Raw genomic sequence first — 17538 nt, forward strand, 5'->3', positions numbered from 1 at the left:
CTCGTTACAGAATCTCTTCTACATGACAGGACCGGGCATTCACGCCCGGTCCTTTTTTTCACACCCGCTCCTTCATTACTCCATGGCCTTCCACCGGGCCGCCTGTTGCTAATCCTCCATGATGCTCCATCCGTGAGACAATCTTACACAATCCGCTTCTCCCGGTCGTCCACCCGTCTCAATCTGAATCAGTGTGAGCGTGGTCATCGCCTGGATCGCGTGTCCCACCCCTGCAGGAACCTGCACAATGTCACCAGTGGATAAAGCATACTCATTCCCATCCAATATATATTTCCCTGTGCCCTCTGCTACTGTCCATACTTCGGAGATCCTGTGATGGAAATGATACTCAGTATGCTTGCCGGGATGGATCTGCAGCTTTCGGGTTACGGTCACAGGTCCATCTTTACTGGGGTCTTCGTCCAAAATAACAGAGGTCCCCCAGCGGGTCTCTTCGTACCTGGGCACGGAATAACTATTCCCAAGTGCTGTCTTGATTTCATTGGCCCGGTTCTTGTCCGCAACGAGAATGCCGTCCGGGCCAGCCGCCACAATGGCACCGTTCAGGCCAATAACATGTACTGGCAGGGATAGCTCATTCACCAGATACGTCTGGTGCGCATCGGGAGAGACGCTGCCTTTGCCAGTAACCTGTTGCTCCAGATGGGCTGATAAGCTGTCCCAGCTCCCCAGATCACTCCAGCTGCCGCTGTACGGGATTACTACCGTATGGCGCGAATGCTCCAGCACCTCACGGTCAAAGCTCTCCCGAGGGAGGTTGTCGTAGCTCTCCAGCAGCCTGTCATATACTAGTTCGATCCCCCGTTCGGATAGACTGTTCAGGAGAAAAGACAACGAACAGGCAAAGACACCACAATTCCACAGGGCTTGCTGCACAATCAGTTTTTGCGCTGTGTCCGGATCAGGCTTTTCGACAAAGCGGTCGACATGATAATAGCTCCCGCCCGGGCTTCCCGCCTGCGGAACTATATATCCAAACTCCCCGGAGGGAAACCTAGGTACGCTACCGATCAGCGCAATCTCTGCCGCCCCCTCTCTAAGCACATCCGGAAAACGCCGCAGGAGCTGAAAAAAAGACGGCGCAGCATAAGCATCAGCCGGCAGAACTACCACCGTTTCCTGTGGCTCAACGCCGAGCACGGAATAGAAGTAGCTGGCTGCCAGAGCTACGGCTGTATAGGTACCCCGCTTCTGCGGCTCGCCAAGCACGGGAATTCCCTCGCCGACATGACTAACGGTAATATCGACCTGGGACTCGTGCGTTACGATACAGCTGGAGGACAGCAGCCCAGCCTGGTCCAGCTCTCTGCACATCCGCTGGAGCATGGATTCCTTGACGCCCGTTTCAGAACGTAGCAGCTTCAGAAATACCTTTGACCTGATCTCATTGGAGAGCGGCCATAGCCGCTTGCCCGAGCCTCCGGACAGGAGAACGATCCGCACATTGACGCCTCCTTATCTCTAATGTCAGGCAGCCGTCACCTTCAATCAATGGCGGCTGGCCTGTGATGACCGGGAATACCCTTTACGTTTATGAAAGGACAGTGATCTGTAGCTCTTGGCCAGTTTCGACTTCTCCGCCTGGGAGACCCCACCAGCGTTCTGGTGCAGACTCTTGTTGCGCGCCTTGCGAATCAGCATTCCGCCGGGGTCACTCTGGTACACGTAATTGCCGTAGGTCTCGAATTCTGAGAAGCCAAATTGCTTACTCCGGTTCATGCTGCGGAGGATGGCGGAATACCAGGGCAGGCCATGCCGGGCTTCGATCTCTTTCTTCATCCGGGAGAGCTTGCTCCGCTCAAATAGCATATAATGAGTAACGAGCGAAGACGGTGCGCTGGCCTTGCGGCCCATGAGTTTTTTGTACGTGACAAAATACTCCGGTTGGCTCCAGCTTCGGCTGAAAAATACGGTGCGGCCGTTCTGACGAAACCGGTGCGGAGCAATCAGCACCGTATCTGCATCGATAACAAGAAAGTAATCAGCCTTGCAGATTTTGTCACCGTTCAGCTTCAACAGCTGCTGAAACAGCCAGCCGGAACGCTCCCAGGTACGTGAGCGGTAATGAATGTCTTTTTTCGTAAGAGGAAGCACTGTATTCTCATCCACAAAGGTACAGCCGTGCTCCCGGCAAAAATGCAGCAAGCGCTCCTTTCGCGGGGCAACTATGAGAATTCGCCCAATGGGATGCTTAACATGGGTTCTAACAGCTTTCACCACATAGGGTAAGGTCGCCAAATCCTTTTCGATTGCTGGAATCAGCACATCAATCTTGGCCGCTTGTGAGATCCCTGCTTTACTTGGCAGTGACATATGTTCATCTCCAGATTTATCATTTTGCTTTAGGATATGAACGACAGTTAAGGAACGAATGGGCCCGACAAAAAAGATGGCTGTTCTCCCTATATAGATACAAGAGAAAAGTTCTCCTTTTTCCATTAAACCCCATATCAAGTACGGGCGAATTATCGTATAATTCTAGCCACTGGCGATTGTCTATGAACAATATCTCAAATCCGGCTTCACGATAACATCAAATTTCATTCATGAAGATACTGTGAAAGGAGCCTCTTTTCAACCGAGATGAAAGCCCTATTGATTGACGATGAGAAGGCTGCGCTAATCCAAATGGAGAGACTGATCAAGGCAGACGGACGGATCGAAGTTATCGGTGCCTTTACGACCGTACGAGAAAGCCTGGAGTATCTCTCTACTTACAAAGTTGATTTTGTCTTTCTGGACATCGGCATGCCTGAGATGAGCGGCCTCGCTGCTGCCGAATATATTTTGCAGCTTGACCCGGACATTCGTATCGTCTACGTCACTGCATACTCGGAGTATGCCGTCGAAGCCTTCGAGTTAAATGCCCTTGATTATTTGCTCAAGCCTGTCAGCACTGGCCGCTTTGCCAAAACTGTTACACGCATGTTAGATATTTATCACCGTAAGAGCGACGCCCTGTCTCTTGCTACGCAGACGGATTACGAGCCGTCCATCCTATGCTTTCACCGTCTGGAGCTTCGGGGTGGCAGGACGCCTGGTGTTAAACTGAAATGGAGAACCTCCAAGGCGCAGGAGCTCTTCGCCTTCTTACTCCATAACAAAGGACAATGGGTCAGCAAAAACCTATTGCTGGACAGCTTATGGCCAGACTATGCTCCTGACAAGGGATTGACCCATTTGCATACCTCCATCTATCAGATTCGCAAGCTGCTGCGGGAATGGGACGAGGGCGCTGGCATCGAATTTGCACAGGATTGTTATCGGCTGTCGCTGGAGGGAACAGTTACCGATGTCGACCTGTTCTTGCAGGAACTGGAGAGAATTCTAAAAGACCCGTCAGCTTCCCCCAATACTTCATCACACCGTTACGACAGCGCGCTTAGTCTCTACTCCGGGCATTACCTGGAGGAGCACGACTATTGGTGGGCCAAGCCGCGGCAGGAGCAGCTGAGGCAGCAATACATAGAATTGGTGCTCGCCATCGCTAGGGAAGAAACGGCAGCGGGCCATGAGACGCAAGCCATCAAGAGACTGGTGTCCGCCAAGGACAAGGACCCCTACTCTGAGGAGATTTGCCAGCAAATCCTTCAAGCTTGTGCCAGTCTGAAAGATTACGAGTTACTGCAAACTCACTATCTTTCATTCGCAGAGATGCTGCAGAAGGAGCTTGGGATCGAGCCCGATTCGGAGACAACTGCGCTTTACCAATCTCTTATGCAACAATAGTCCCTTAAAAAGTCCGGAGAGCAATCATTTAGCTGTTCTCCAGAAATAAATTCAAAAACACGCCACCTCTCTTTCCGAGAAGGTGGCGTGTTTTTTTGCATTTTGATATTTTCCAGGCAGCCGATTGCCTGAATTGAATCAACTACACTCAAGTCCTACTGCCTTCGCTTCAGCGGAATACGGAAACTAACCGTTGTTCCCTGCATCGGCACACTTTCTATTTGCAGACCTTCACCGTACAGCATCAACAGCCGGCGATTGATATTTTTCAACCCTACTCTGCCGCTATCGCTATCCGATAATGCGTGCGACAGCCTTTCTTTGGTCACACCCACGCCATTATCCGTCACTTCAATGCGCATGTGGTCGTCACTCTGGCTTACCGAGACCTTAACCACGCCGCCAGATTCTTTTTTCATAATGCCATGGTTAATCGCATTCTCTACCAAAGGCTGTATACTAAGCGGCGGAATCATCGGCTTCAGGTCTCCCTCCAGATTCAGCTCGACCTGCAGACGCTCGTTGAATCTCGCCTTCTCCAGTGTCAGGTAAGATTGAACCAGCTCCAGCTCCTTGTCCAGTAAGATCAAGCGATCACGGTTGCGGAAATCAAAGCTGCTGCGCAAATACTGACTCAGCTCGATGAGCAAATCCATTGCCTGATACGGATCGGTTGGGCAAAAGGCGATAATGGTATTCAAAGCGTTATATAGAAAATGCGGCTTAATCTGGGCCTGCAGGAAAGCCAACTCAGATTGAATCGCCGTTCGTACCGATTGGCGCAGTTCCAGCAGTGTGCGTACCCTCGCTTTTAGCTCCCCGGCGTCCACCGGCTTGCTTAGATAATCATTAATCCCCGCCTCAAATCCAATCCGGATATCCTCTGGCCGGCTTCGGGCCGTTAACAGAAGCACCGGCAGCTCTGACAGCATGAAACGTTCACGGATAGAACGGCTAAGCTCCAGTCCTGACATGCCCGGCATCATCCAGTCTGTGATCACGAGATCAAAAGACTGAGCGCCGCTCAAGGCTGCCAGTGCATCCTCTCCCCCGCTAAACGCGGTTACCTCATAATGTTCAACCTCCAGCAAGTTAATCAGCACCTGCAAATTGACGGGATCATCGTCGACAACCATTACCCGGTATTCAGCGTCCTGAGTCTCCCGCACCCGGCTTGACCGTCGCTCCTGCACTTCTACGGCACGAACAGATGCAGCAGTGGAATTCATCGATTCAACAAGCTTCGTTGACTTGTCCGAAACGGCTGAGACTGGAAGCGAGACTGTCTTCGCAGAAGGCAGGTAAACAATGAACCGCGAGCCTTGGCCCGGCACAGATTCAACCCTGATTCGCCCATCGCTCAACTCGACCAGCTTTTTGGTAATCGAGAGTCCAAGTCCCGTCCCCGCATAATCGCGATGAACGGCATCTCCACCTTGATCAAATGCATCAAAGATCGTCTCCAGCCGCTCTGCTTCAATCCCTATGCCGGTATCCTCTATTATAATTACGACATCGTCTCCTTCAGCATGTGACGAAAGCGTAATTTGCCCTTTGCTCGTAAACTTCGCAGCATTGCCCAGGAGATTGTACAGGATCTGTCTCAGCCGATCCTCATCGGTATCCAGCAAAGGCAGCTGATCCGGCCACTGCTGCACCAGTTTCACCGGTTTTCTTTTGAGCAGATAAGGAATCACTTCCAGTACGGATTGGGCCACAGAAGGCAAGTCTACAGACCGCCTGTGCAGCGTGATCTCCCCGTTCTTTAACTTGGAAAAATCCAAAATATCATTAATCAGCGAGGAAAGCTGCTTGCCCGTCGCCACAATCATCGCCAGATTCTCGGCCTGTTCCTCGCTACCAGCGGCTCCGGCAGCACTCTCCAGCATGGATTCCGCGATGTTAATCATGCCGTGTAGCGGCGTACGCAGCTCATGGGACGTATTGGCCATAAATTCGTCTTTGAGCCCATCCAGTGTGAGCAGCTTGCTTGATAGCGCCTCGACATCCCGGACCGATTCCGCAAATCTTCTGGCAAACATCAGGGCCTGCGCAGCAACGAAGATCAACATTTCGAAAGGAATGAGGACTTGATCGTCATACATACCTAGAACTTGCATGGTGCTGATTGCTACAATTGCAAAGATGCTTTGCATACTCATGATCATATAGAAAGCATCCGCTTTGTGCGTCCGAATCGAATTGGCCATAATGTACATCACAAACAGCAGCATCGAAAAGCCGAGCCCGATCATCTGAATATCCCATTTAAAAAACGTCTTCATGGGCAGCACCAGCGCTGAAAAAACCACAACCGCCATAAGCAAGTGAGCACCCTGTACAATTCTTTTATGTATCGCCTGCGGATTTAGCTCAAACGCAGATAGCAGCAGAAAATAGTAGCCGAGTGTGGAGCAGATGGGCTGTATTTTCATCAAAACCGTGTAAGGTAACGACGGAATAAGCATCTCCAATAATTTCTCCCCGTGTGTCAACATATAGAGAATCACGGAGAGGCAAAATAGCCCCAGATAGAGCGTAGACCGCTCTTGCTTTCGTAACCGGTATAAAATCAGAAAATAGGCAGCAGGTACAAAAAAACCAGCGATCAGTACCCCATCCTTAAAGACGCTGCGCTCTCTTACACCTAAAACATCGTCTTGCTCTCCGAATAAAAGCGGATAGATCATTCCCCCTGAGGCGTATAACGTATTAGATACCTGGACGATAATTTCAGACATGCCCCCTGATAACGGGAAAAAGCTCGCATAAGGAACGTTGCCTTGTTGGTCCTCGCTTTCCTCCGAAGCCGGAGCTCCGCTAGCCCCAATCTCTACTCCGTTAACAAAAATGCGGTTCGCCATTCGGATATTGGAGGTTCGGATGCCGTACATCCCCTCCTGATGATCATCTAATTGCAGTCTCAGACGATAAGTGGCATACCCGGTAGACTGCATAACTCCCTGCTCCTCAAGATGACGATTCCAACTTCCCGGAACCACGATGATGTCTTCATCTGAAGCAGCGGTACGGAGTTCATCAGGCGTCAGCAGCTCATTCCAAAAGAATGACCACTCGCCCGTCAATTCTACGTTACCGTCTTTTTTAAAATCCCAGTCTCTTAAATCCAGATAACCTGCCTTCGCATTGAGCTTGGTACCGGCCCCGGCCAACGAGAATTGAACCAGAAAATATCCCAAGAAACTTATGCCCAGCAGCAGCAATGCAACTTTATAGACTATGCCTTTATTCATGTAGCAAGCTCCCGCACAGTAAAATAAACTATCGACTACTCTTATAATATTGTATCCCAGCACTACTGAATAAGGTAGAAATTTTCTTCTGCGGCTTCTAAAATAAAAGAGATGTAACTGTGGATTTATTCGAATGTGAAGAGAAGGAGAGTCATAACCCTTGAAAGAAAACTTACACCCCGGCATTGCCACGCTATACGAAAATCGGCTGCTTCGGACGGAGCTGGAATGCGAGCGGTTTGACCGTGCGCTGGAGGGTCTTGCTGGGGATACAGAGGACCGAATCATTCATGAGATTTTCAAAGTGTTCGATGATGAAACGGAGCAAGAGGAAGTCATGTTCAGCCTTGTTCATTTTGTGGAGAGCTACCAGACGGAGATGTATCTGACCCAGCTGCTGGAGTCGCTGCCTGCCATGCTGGAACCGGCCCGGGATTGGGCGATTGTGCTGAATAAAAGAATCTTAGAGGATGAATTCTGCCGCAGTGAATACGCTGATATCGCTTCAGGGATGTCCCCACAGATCAAGCGGGTGCTGTCTTTTTTGCTGGAGGAAATCAAAGAAGACCGCCCCAAGTTATTCGAGCGGCATGTGAACGAGATTCTGGGGAAAATCTCCCGCTCCGGATAGAGCGGGACACTGGCTCAGTGCAGGAGCAGTCCCGCAGCCAACGTGATCAGGACTACTGCTGCAATAAACAGGCTGGTTCCTGCTAAATAGATTTTGGAGAGCAGGATCGAAATCATATTCAGACCGCTATGGCACTCCCTTTTCCCAACAATCCAGCTACGATTCAAAATTCAGGTTCACTGGCTCCAGCGGCAGGCCATCTTCCGCAGATTCGTCAGTCGTGGGTGTCTTGGCGTCTACAACTTCAAAGCGATACTCGTCACTCCAGGCCTTTCCAGCACCACTCAGCAGTATGCCAAATGCAATTCCATGGGCCTCCTGCGGAATATCCAGGACCACCTGATATTGGTTCCAATCCCTGGAGCCCTTGATAGGGCGACTTTGCATATTATCGAATTTAAGCATTTCTCCACCTTTACCGTCCACTCTCATCCATAATCCAGCCCAATCCTTAATGTTCTCCGCTTTGACAAAAGCCGTCAGCTTGAGACGTTTACCCAGGTAAGCCTGTGCGCTGAACATTTGCATTAAGGTAACGAATCCGGTAGCGGCGGAATGGGCGGATTGAAGCAGTGCCGAGGCTTTCCCTGTATGCACTTCCGATTGGTCCACGGACACCTTGTAGCTGTCGCTATTTTGTCCTGTCACGGTCCAGCCCTGCAGCGCCTTGTCTTTAGCCATTGTATTTCCTCCTTTGATGAGTTCTCTGGAATAGGTTCGATATTGGCCGGGAGTTAGTCGATATTCCTTTTTGAATGCCCGGGTGAAGGCCTCCTGGGATTGAAAACGATATTCCAGAGCGATGTCTAAAATCCGTTTGTCACTGTAGATTAGCTCACTTGCCGCTTTGGCCAACCGTCTTCTGCGGATATAACCAGCAACAGTGCTACCTACAGCCGCATTGAAGATTCTGTAGAAATGCTGTGGCGAAAAGATGATGTGCTGCGATACCTCGCGCAGGGATACCCCTTCCGTCAGATTCTTCTCAATATACTCCAGCGATTTCTTCACCGCCCTGGAATGCCCTTTGTCTCTCATGGGTGTGCTCCCTCCCTTGTCTATAAATTATCATAACGGCGTTTGGGAAATTTGACTTTTTATCTCAAATTAGAGGATTTACAGTTTTTCTTTGTGTGCATCATTTCGGATCAGATGATATATTGTAGATTGTCTGTTTTACGGCATAAGAAGGATTAAACGAAGGTGAATTCATTGAACAAGCTCTTATTTCATAATATCCCCTTAGGCGTTTCCGGGGAACGTATTCCGCAGGCGGCTGTCGCCTCTGCGATGACCAGCAAGGAGTTGGTCAAGCCCGGCGAATCGGATGCAGGTTATTTTCGCAGACTGGAACAGGGTGGCATTCACCTGAACAAGCCGCAAATAGCGGCCGTCCGGCATCATCTTGGACCGCTGTTGACCCTGGCCGGAGCTGGTTCCGGCAAAACCTCAGTGCTGATCGCCAGAACCGGTTATCTGCTGTCTGTGCGTGGTGTTACCGCAAGCCAGCTGCTGCTGCTGACTTTTTCGAACAAGGCGGCGGCAGAAATGCGAGAGCGGATCGCTCTGCTGCCGGGTGTGAACGAAAGTGATGTCTCGCGGCTGCAAGCCCGGACCTTCCACTCGTTCTTCCTGTATTTCCTGCGCAGACAGGGATTGCAACAGGAGATTTTTAGCGAAACACGCCGTCAACATATTCTGCTGAAACAAATCATGCGCGAGCTCGGATTACCCAAGGATGCTTATCCGCCAGAAACACTGTTGACCGTGCTCTCCACCTGCAAAATGAATATGGGCACCGTGGAAGATCTGCCGGAGTCCACCATCGCCGAGCAAGAGATGAAGGCTGTCCTCCGCCTCTACGAGCAATGGAAGACTGATCATTTTAAAATCGATTTCGACGATGTACTGCTGATCGCCTACCAAATGCTGAAGGACCGCCCCCGGCTGTTGAGTGATCTCCAGGAGCGGTTTCATTATGTGATGGTGGACGAGTTCCAGGATACCAACGCTCTGCAATACGAATTGGTTAAAATGATTGCCCAGCCCCGGAACAACCTGATGGTTGTCGGGGACGATGACCAGACGATCTACTCTTTTAACGGTGCCCGCAGCGAGTTCATTCTGGAATTCGAGAAGCTGTATCCTGGCGCTAAGGTTATTACGCTGGATATCAACTACCGCTCCGGCCCGGCTATCGTCGGACTTGGCAATGGGATTATCCGCCATAACCAGCGGCGGCGTTCCAAGACCCTGCAAGCCGCCAGAGGCACCGGCAGCCAGCCGCGGTATCTGCGTCCGCAAACAGCGGATGAGGAAGCGGAGCAGATGGTGGATTTCATCGTCAGCGAGGTAGAAGCCGGAAGGCGGGAGTACCGTGATTTTGCCATGCTCTACCGGGCTTCCAGCAGCAACCGGGCTTTGCTTGAATTATTGTTGCTCCGCGACATCCCGTATATCGATTATGGCGAAGGCCAATTGCTCTATGAGCATTGGCTCATCTCGCCGGTGGTCGACCATTTGCGGCTATCGCTGAACCGGCGCAATTTTGCCGCCATTGAGAACATCCTCCCCACCCTGTACATGAATCGGGAAAAAGGGATGGACCACATCCGCCGCATGGAAGCCATACAGCCGAAGCAAGGCCCGCTGATCCATCTGCTGTCCCTGCCAGGGATGGAGGATTTCAAGGCCGTCAAGCTGCGGGAGCGGCTGGATCTGATTCGCGGACTGCGGGAGCAGATTCCGGTACTAGCGATTCGGCAGATCCGCAAACAATTCTATGATTATTTCATCGAAGCCAATGAACGACATCAAGCTACTCTGCACCGGGAGACGCTAAAAGAAATGCTGGATGAACTGGAAGCCTCGGCAGAGCGGTTTGACAGCATCCAGACATTCATTGATTTCATAGACAACGTGACCGAACGGAACGAACACAGCCGCCAATCCGGACTTAAGGAACAAGGAGACCGGATTGCGCTGATGACCATTCACAAGTCCAAAGGACTGGAGTTCCCGGTCGTATTCCTGATCGGAGCCTCCGAAGGCATCCTGCCGCACAGCTCGGCACTGGAGGCTGACCGGCTCAAGGATCGCAAATCCGTGGCCGGGAGCAGTAGCGCCGCTGCCGCCGGGCTGGCCCTAGCGGCGCTTGAGGAAGAGCGGCGACTAGCCTACGTCGCCGTGACAAGGGCTCGGGAGGAGCTGTTCATCAGCTCCCCGGCCCGGCACAGAGGCAAAAAAGCGGACGTCTCGCGCTTCATGCTGTCCGCTTTCCGCTCGGCGGCTGCCACAGCCGCAGCCCCCGGGTCCACGCGGCCGGGCTCCGGGCACCGCAGCGCCGCCGTCGTCACGGCCAAGGCGCTGCCGGCCGCCAGAGCTACGACCGGCCGGACCCACACCGTGCCGGTGTGGAACTGCACCGGCGCGTCCTGCCCCGGCTGGACGCGCATGAAGGCAGGCGGGGCCGAGGACCATCTGGCCTCCAAGCCCTGCCCGCTATGTAACTCACCGATGGAGAAGAGCACCCGGGTTGTCCCGGTATAGAGGGACATATGTAGATATAGTCTAGTCGAGCAGTAGAGCCTTTAGATGAGCTTGAGAGAGTGTAAGAGGGAAGAGTAACGCAAACACGTTGAAGGAAGGGTTAGGCTGCAGCAAGTTTGATACAACGTAGTTGGCTAGAAAAACATGAGCTTGAGATGACGGAGAGGTTTTTTTATGAGTTGGGCTCGATCTGTTGCGGAGTAACTTATATAGTGTGGCTGAGTCAGCTTATCGCAGATTAACTAGTATCGTGTGGCTGAACTCGTCCTATCGCTAAGTAGCTAGTATTGGTTGGCTGACTCATACTGTTGCAGAGTAACTAGGTTTGTGTGGTTGGACTCATACTGTCGCGAGAGTAACTTATATTGTGTGGGTGTGATTAGCCTGTCGGAGTAACTAGCACTCTGTAGTTCGTCTCATTCCATTGCGTAGTTGCTACTTGTTGCATGAACCAAAGAGTAGTCACCAGCATTAACAGGAAAAACTCCCGTTAATTCGCCGATTTTCTTCATTAGCCCAGAATTAACTGGAAAAACTCCAGTTAATTCTTCGGAAGAAGGCTAAATTGGGGCTTAGCCCACAATTTAACAGGATTATATCCTGTTAATACATTCGTGTTGCTGATTTAAGCCAGAATTAACAGGAGAAATTCCTGCTAATTTTCTGGCATTCCGATGGCAGGAACAATCCCTTCTAACCTTCCAACAGCAGGAGGAATTCCGGTGAATCGTCTAAGATTCCGACACTACCTCGCTACCGTGTAAGCTAAACTATCCATTCAAGTCTGCTATATTCCCTGATTCAGCCTTCTATATCGCCGGAATCTAAAAAACGACCCTCACCGGTCGTTTTTTTAGGTCCAAGCCCAGAGGAATCCGTCGCGGTCCCAGGCGATCCTGCCGCCGTGGAGCTTGCGGAAGGCTTTTTTCACTTCTTTGGATAGCGAGGCATTACCGTTCTCATTCACAAATACAAATTCTTCGCCGAAATTCGTCTTCACATATTCAATCGCCGCCGTCTGATAAAGGGTTCCGGTGAAACGGATCTCCTTAACCATCCACTCAGCGACATCCTGAGCAGTTACTTCCACAGTTTACGCCCCTTTCCTTAATCCATATCATTTACTCATACTCATACTCATACTCATACTCATACTCATACTCATACTCATACTCCACTATTCTGTGCGACATTCATTATAACACACAAATCCCCCCAGCCCGGACAAGGGGTCCGAAGCTGGGGGGGAGAGAGTAGCTCACGTTACAATGTGCTAAATGTCTGGGCGGTGCTAATTCATTTCAGGCTACCGGGAGCGCTCGTTTAACGGAAAGTGCGGCCTCATCCAACGTAACCTTTCTCTCTTCCTAGCCTCCGAACCTCTCTACACTCTCGAAGGTCCTTCTCCTAGCCCCTGGCCCCTACACGCACCGCTCACCACCAGCGCTCACCCTCACACTACCTCCTCCGCCTCACGGCTTACCGCAGCCGGAACCATAGGCGGTAGACCCTCAGTGCTCATAGCAGCCGCAGGCATAAGGCCCAGGCAGTGGCACATTAAGGGCGCAAGGCGAAGCTGGGGCAGCGCTTGAACCTCTTTTTCCGGGGACAGTACGGTTTCGCCAAAAGTATACAGGGGGACATGCCGCTCTGCAGGCGAGACGCCGCCATGAAAGCCATTCGCGTTCATGCCGTGGTCGGCAGTGACCAGGATTTTGTAGCCCTCGTTCATCCAGATTGGCAGCATCGTAGCCAGCAATCCATCGGCTTGGCGCACAGCTAATTCGTATTCCTTGCTCTCCCCGCCATAGCGGTGGCCCGCATCGTCAATATTCATGGAGTGAACGTAGAGAAAATGGGGATCGAACGCCCCGCGCAAGTACTCGGCATCTGCAAACACATGGCTGTCAGGGTATTGGTCCTCGAAGTAGAAGCTGCCATGCTGAATCGGGCGCAGCACGTTGTGCTGGTGGCGGTCGGTTATCGGGTTGAACGGGGATGAGCTGTACAGCTCACTGACCCAGTGATAGGCGGCTGCGGCTGTACGAAGATTCGCAGCTACCGCCAAATGGAAGACACTCTGCTCCTTGCTGGGCCTGTTGATATGGTTGGCCGTGATACCATTTCTGACCACAGGTGTGCCAGTAAGCAGCACCTCGTAGAGCGGCCGTGACAAGCTGGGTAATTCCGACTGTACCCGGTAGCACGACATGACTCCCTGCTCCACCAGATGCTCCATGTAGCCCAAATACTTTCGAGCCGCATCATACCGAAGTCCATCCAATACAACCACAATCAGCTTGTTAGTGATCTCACTCATTTTTGTCCCGCCCTTCCTGAATCAGAGAATGGATGATTCTAAGCGCCTTCCCGCTCCAAATGTCGGAGCTGTGCCGGGTCCAGCACCAGTGTGACCTGATCCTGTTCCCGCAGCCGCAACCAACTTCCGTCGTTCAGCACGTCTACTGTCAGGCGAATGCCGGAGGCTTCGGCTGTGCAGCGGATGATATTCCCCAGCATCGATACCGAATGAATGCTGGCGTCCAGCAGGATCCGGCCCTCTTCTTCGGCCGCAGCAGCCTCCCCAGCCTTAAGCAGCGTAATCGCTTCAGGGCGTAGAGCGAAGCTGTCCGCCGAGCTGTCTACCCGGCCGAATAGTTTCAGCGCCTCTGGCCTAGTAAACACGTTGTAGCTGCCCATGAACCGCGCCACGAATTCGGTACGCGGCGCCGTGTACAGCCCTTCAGGTGAATCATCCTGAATAATCCGTCCGCCCTTCATGACGCACACTCGGTCAGACACAATCAGCGCCTCTTCCTGGTCATGGGTGACGAACAAGGTCGTCATGCCAAGACGCTTCTGAATCTCGCGGATTTCGGTCCGCAGATTTTTACGGATCTTGGCATCCAGCGCACTGAGCGGTTCGTCCAGAAGCAGCACCTTGGGCTGTACAGCCAGCGAACGGGCCAGCGCGATCCGCTGCTGCTGTCCACCGGACAGCGACTGCGGATATACGTCCCGCTTCTCTTCAAGGTCTACCAGGGCCAGCAGCTCTTCGCTGCGGGTACGTTGGGCCGCCTTGGACATCCCGCGCATTTTCATCCCGTATTCAACATTCTGGCCCACGGTCAGGTTGGGAAATAACGCATACGACTGGAACACCATGCCCACCTCCCGGTCCCGGGGTGGCTGGCGGGTAACGTCCTTTTGCGCCAGCATAATGCTGCCGCCATCCAGTTCTGTCAGGCCGGCTATGCAGCGCAGCAGGGTGCTTTTTCCGCAGCCGGAGGGTCCAAGCAAGGTCACAAGCTCCCCCTCACGGATCTCCAGATCCACATTGTCCAGGACACAGGCGTCCCCGAATAATTTGCGCACACCTTGCAGCTTCAAATAATCATTCATCCGCGAACGCCTCCCATCTTTTTACCCAGCTTCATTAGCACCATGGATAGCACCAAAATAAACACAAAGTACGAAATCGCAATCGCACTGGCCAAATGCCCGCTCTCGCCAACCCGCTTATACAAGTAAATCTGGATCGTCTGGATATGTCCGCCAACCAGCATATTCGTCAGTACAAACTCACCGAACAGCACCGAGAAGGACAGTAAGGCAGAGACCATTACACCCGGCCAGATATTAGGGAGAATCACATTCATAAAAGCCTGCCGGCGGCGGGCACCGAGCAGCTCAGCGGCCTGCAACAGCTCGGCAGCGGAGACGGTCAACAGACTGTTGCGGATGCCCTGATACATGTACGGAAGAATAACCACAAAATAAGCGCCAACCAGTAGGTAAGAAGTCCCTGCGATATTCAGCGGTCCGGAAGAATAGGTACGAATAAGACCCACCGCCGCCACAACACCGGGAACCGCATACGGTAGAACGACAATACCCTTCATCAAGCTCTCCCAGCGCGGAAAATACATCGTAATTACGAACACCGCTGGCAGCATAACCACCAGACTGACTACCACGCTGATGAGACACAGATACAACGAAGTCCAAAGCGCCTCCATGAAGCGCAGGTCCTGAAACATCTGTATAAACCAGTCGAAGGTCCATGCACGAGGTAGCAAGCTATTCTGCCAATCCTGCGCAAAAGCATACAATCCCGTAGCCAGCAGCGGCACGAGCAGATATACCATCAGGAGCAAGATCAGTACACGGGGAGCAAGCCCCGCTTTGCGGGTATTCATTGTCCCAACTCCTCCCTTGCCCTTGGCCGAAGACGTCGTACAACACTGGCCTTAGGCTGAGGTTTATCCGCAGCCCTTGCCACGAAACGTCCGGAACGTCGAACCATTACATGGTTAAGATAAACAGCCAATAGCGTAGTCAGTGCCAACAGGACAGCCAGCGTACTGCCCATCTCCGGTTGGGTAACCACATTCCCTGCGACCAGAGAGCCAATGCGCACGGCAAGCAGATTATAATTACCGCCGACCAGCGCATAAGCCGTCGCATACGCACCCATGGCATTAGCAAAGAGAATACCCATCGTGCCAAAAATCGCCGGAGCCAGCATCGGCAGACCGATAGTTTTCCAGAACTGCCAGCGTCCTGCACCGAGCAGCGCCGCAGCTTCTCTCCATTGCTCCCGGATACCGTAAAAAGACGGGTATAGCAGCAGCAAAGACAGAGGCACCTGGAAATAGACATAGACCAGCGCCAGACCGGTCCAGCTGTACAGGTTGAATCCGGCAAATACGTCCCAGCCCCAATCCTTGAACAGCAGGGTGAATATTCCGTTGTTGCCCAGCAAGATGATATACGCAAAAGCCAGCGGTACGCCGGCAAAGTTGGAGGTCATATTCGAGACCATCAGTACCCGGTCACGTACGGCTGGCGTGAAGCGGGTGATGCAATAGGCACACACCAGTCCGATGGCGATTCCAGCCACACTGGAGGCGATGGAGATGAACAGGCTGTTCTTGATCGCCTGCATATAATAGGCACTTTGCATCGCATGCACATAATTGCCAAAGGTAATGCCCTTCCCGTCTCCGCTATGGAAACTGTTGCTCACCATGGACAATACAGGCACTAGCTGGAACGCCAGCACCATCAATACGAATGGAATCAACGCCAGAATGACACCGCCGCGTCTGTTCTGTTTCATTCTTTACAAGCCACCTCTCTGCCCCATTCAAAAAAGCGGGCGCTCCGGCATGATACATGACGAAGACGCCCTCTGAATTAAAGTACTGCTCCCGTGTTCCCGGGATCGGTTAGTTCAAATGCACAAGAACGCGTTCTTGCCATAGTTGCGGAATGCTCTTGGCTGTTTCTTCCCATACCTTGTAGTCGCCTACCGGTTTAACGTTCGCGTACTCTTCCTTCGGCAGCAGCTTCGCTGCTGCTTCATCCGGCAATTTGACACTGTCACGGATCGGACGTGCATAACCATTAGCCAGATTGATCTGGCCTTTATCACTCAGAATGTACTCCCGTGTCAGCTTGGCTGCATTCGGATGCGGAGCCCATTTGTTGATGATCGTTGCATAACCGCTGACTATACTGCCTTCCTTCGGAATGGCAACGTCAAAGCCGTCTTTGTTGATTTGATCTCTGTAGTTCAGAGCGTTGAAATCCCACAGCAGGGTTACTTCAACTTCACCCTTTTCGATGTTAGCGACAGAAGCTTCTGCGTTCGAGAGACGGCCTTTCTTGGCCAGATCTTCGAAGAATGCAATCCCTGGCTCAATGTTCGACTCGTCCCCACCAAAAGCGATCGCTGCGGCCAGTACCGCCATTTGTGCTTGCGCGGCTTTAGTCACATCGCCAACAATGATTTTATAATTGCCATTCTTGAGGTCTTCCCAGCTCTTGGGCGGGTTCGGTACAAGTTTGGTGTTCGTCAGAAATGAAATACTGCCCTGGTAGCCAACCACCCAGTTGCCGTCTTTATCTTTTGCCCAGTCAGGGATTTCATCCCAATACGATGTTTTGTACGGCTGTGTTACGCCCTTCGCTACCGCAACAGGTCCAAATGCGATACCGACATCGCCGATATCTGCTGTTGGTTTGTCTTTTTCTGCTTCGAACTTGGCGATTTCCTCCGCGCTCGACATATCTGTATCTTCATGCTTCAATCCATATACGCTAGTCATATCTGCCCAGGTGTCTTTCCAGTTGGCCCATGAATCAGGCATGCCGACACTCATTACACTGCCTTCTTCTTTGGCTTTGCTCTCAATTTCGCTCAAGCTGAGCTCTGGTGCAGCGGCATTGCCTTCCGGCGCATTCGCCTTGTTGTCCGAATTTCCACAAGCAGCAAGCAACAGGACGAGCAAGGACAGCGTAAGACCGATGAACCATTGTTTTCTGAATCGGATTGTCATGATTTCCCCT

General features: G+C 52.0%; 14 protein-coding genes. 3 read left to right on the forward strand and 11 right to left on the reverse strand.

The genetic code is table 11. The features are described 5' to 3' along the window. Positions 1-108 precede the first annotated feature (108 nt). Positions 109-1464: a sugar phosphate nucleotidyltransferase gene (locus HPT30_RS14200; protein ID WP_175372018.1), complete on the reverse strand. Its 1356-nt coding sequence runs from the start codon at positions 1462-1464 to the stop codon at positions 109-111. Between the two features lie 45 nt (positions 1465-1509). Continuing rightward, the gene (locus tag HPT30_RS14205; protein ID WP_175372019.1) at positions 1510-2334 is read right to left on the reverse strand and encodes a DUF6492 family protein; all 825 of its coding nucleotides are present in this window, start codon (positions 2332-2334) and stop codon (positions 1510-1512) included. Positions 2335-2616: 282 nt separating this feature from the next. On the opposite strand from HPT30_RS14205, the gene HPT30_RS14210 reads away from it, so the two are divergent. Beyond that, positions 2617-3750: a response regulator gene (locus HPT30_RS14210; RefSeq protein WP_246317084.1), complete on the forward strand. Its 1134-nt coding sequence runs from the start codon at positions 2617-2619 to the stop codon at positions 3748-3750. Positions 3751-3905: 155 nt separating this feature from the next. On the opposite strand, the gene HPT30_RS14215 is transcribed toward HPT30_RS14210, so the two are convergent. Next, positions 3906-7004 carry an ATP-binding protein gene (locus tag HPT30_RS14215; protein WP_175372021.1) on the reverse strand — a complete coding sequence of 1033 codons (3099 nt, stop codon included), beginning with the start codon at positions 7002-7004 and terminating at the stop codon, positions 3906-3908. Positions 7005-7164: 160 nt separating this feature from the next. Here HPT30_RS14215 and HPT30_RS14220 point away from each other — a divergent pair, with 160 nt between their 5' ends. Beyond that, positions 7165-7635, forward strand: coding sequence for an Imm30 family immunity protein (locus tag HPT30_RS14220; RefSeq protein WP_175372022.1), 471 nt, complete (start codon positions 7165-7167; stop codon positions 7633-7635). Positions 7636-7649: 14 nt separating this feature from the next. On the opposite strand, the gene HPT30_RS14225 is transcribed toward HPT30_RS14220, so the two are convergent. Together HPT30_RS14225 and HPT30_RS14230 are read right to left on the reverse strand one after the other, a co-directional pair. Next, positions 7650-7802 (reverse strand): hypothetical protein, encoded by a 153-nt coding sequence (locus tag HPT30_RS14225; protein ID WP_175372023.1) that lies wholly within the window; start codon positions 7800-7802, stop codon positions 7650-7652. Next, entirely contained in the window at positions 7792-8673 is an 882-nt protein-coding gene (locus HPT30_RS14230; protein WP_175372024.1) for a helix-turn-helix domain-containing protein, read from the reverse strand. Before HPT30_RS14230 ends, HPT30_RS14225 begins: the two co-directional genes overlap by 11 nt. A 174-nt stretch (positions 8674-8847) precedes the next feature. On the opposite strand from HPT30_RS14230, the gene HPT30_RS14235 reads away from it, so the two are divergent. Further along, positions 8848-11184, forward strand: a complete 2337-nt coding sequence (locus HPT30_RS14235) for a UvrD-helicase domain-containing protein (protein ID WP_175372110.1) — start codon at positions 8848-8850, stop codon at positions 11182-11184. A gap of 853 nt (positions 11185-12037) precedes the next feature. On the opposite strand, the gene HPT30_RS14240 is transcribed toward HPT30_RS14235, so the two are convergent. The 6 genes from HPT30_RS14240 to HPT30_RS14265 all read right to left on the reverse strand — a co-directional run bounded on the left by HPT30_RS14240 (position 12038) and on the right by HPT30_RS14265 (position 17528). Further along, on the reverse strand, positions 12038-12274 hold the full coding sequence (locus HPT30_RS14240) for a DUF6953 family protein (protein WP_066375148.1): 237 nt from the start codon (positions 12272-12274) through the stop codon (positions 12038-12040). A 363-nt stretch (positions 12275-12637) separates the two neighbouring features. Beyond that, positions 12638-13504, reverse strand: coding sequence for an alkaline phosphatase family protein (locus HPT30_RS14245; protein WP_175372025.1), 867 nt, complete (start codon positions 13502-13504; stop codon positions 12638-12640). 38 nt (positions 13505-13542) lie between these two features. Then, entirely contained in the window at positions 13543-14586 is a 1044-nt protein-coding gene (locus tag HPT30_RS14250) for an ABC transporter ATP-binding protein (RefSeq protein ID WP_175372026.1), read from the reverse strand. Next, entirely contained in the window at positions 14583-15383 is an 801-nt protein-coding gene (locus HPT30_RS14255; RefSeq protein WP_066375157.1) for an ABC transporter permease, read from the reverse strand. The genes HPT30_RS14250 and HPT30_RS14255 overlap by 4 nt, the downstream gene beginning before the upstream one ends. Beyond that, positions 15380-16306, reverse strand: coding sequence for an ABC transporter permease (locus tag HPT30_RS14260; protein WP_175372027.1), 927 nt, complete (start codon positions 16304-16306; stop codon positions 15380-15382). The genes HPT30_RS14255 and HPT30_RS14260 overlap by 4 nt, the downstream gene beginning before the upstream one ends. Positions 16307-16415: 109 nt before the next feature. After that, positions 16416-17528, reverse strand: coding sequence for an ABC transporter substrate-binding protein (locus tag HPT30_RS14265; RefSeq protein ID WP_175372028.1), 1113 nt, complete (start codon positions 17526-17528; stop codon positions 16416-16418). Between the last annotated feature and the right edge of the window lie 10 nt (positions 17529-17538).

This window comes from Paenibacillus agri (genome assembly GCF_013359945.1).
GTDB classification, from domain to species: domain Bacteria; phylum Bacillota; class Bacilli; order Paenibacillales; family Paenibacillaceae; genus Paenibacillus_AQ; species Paenibacillus_AQ agri.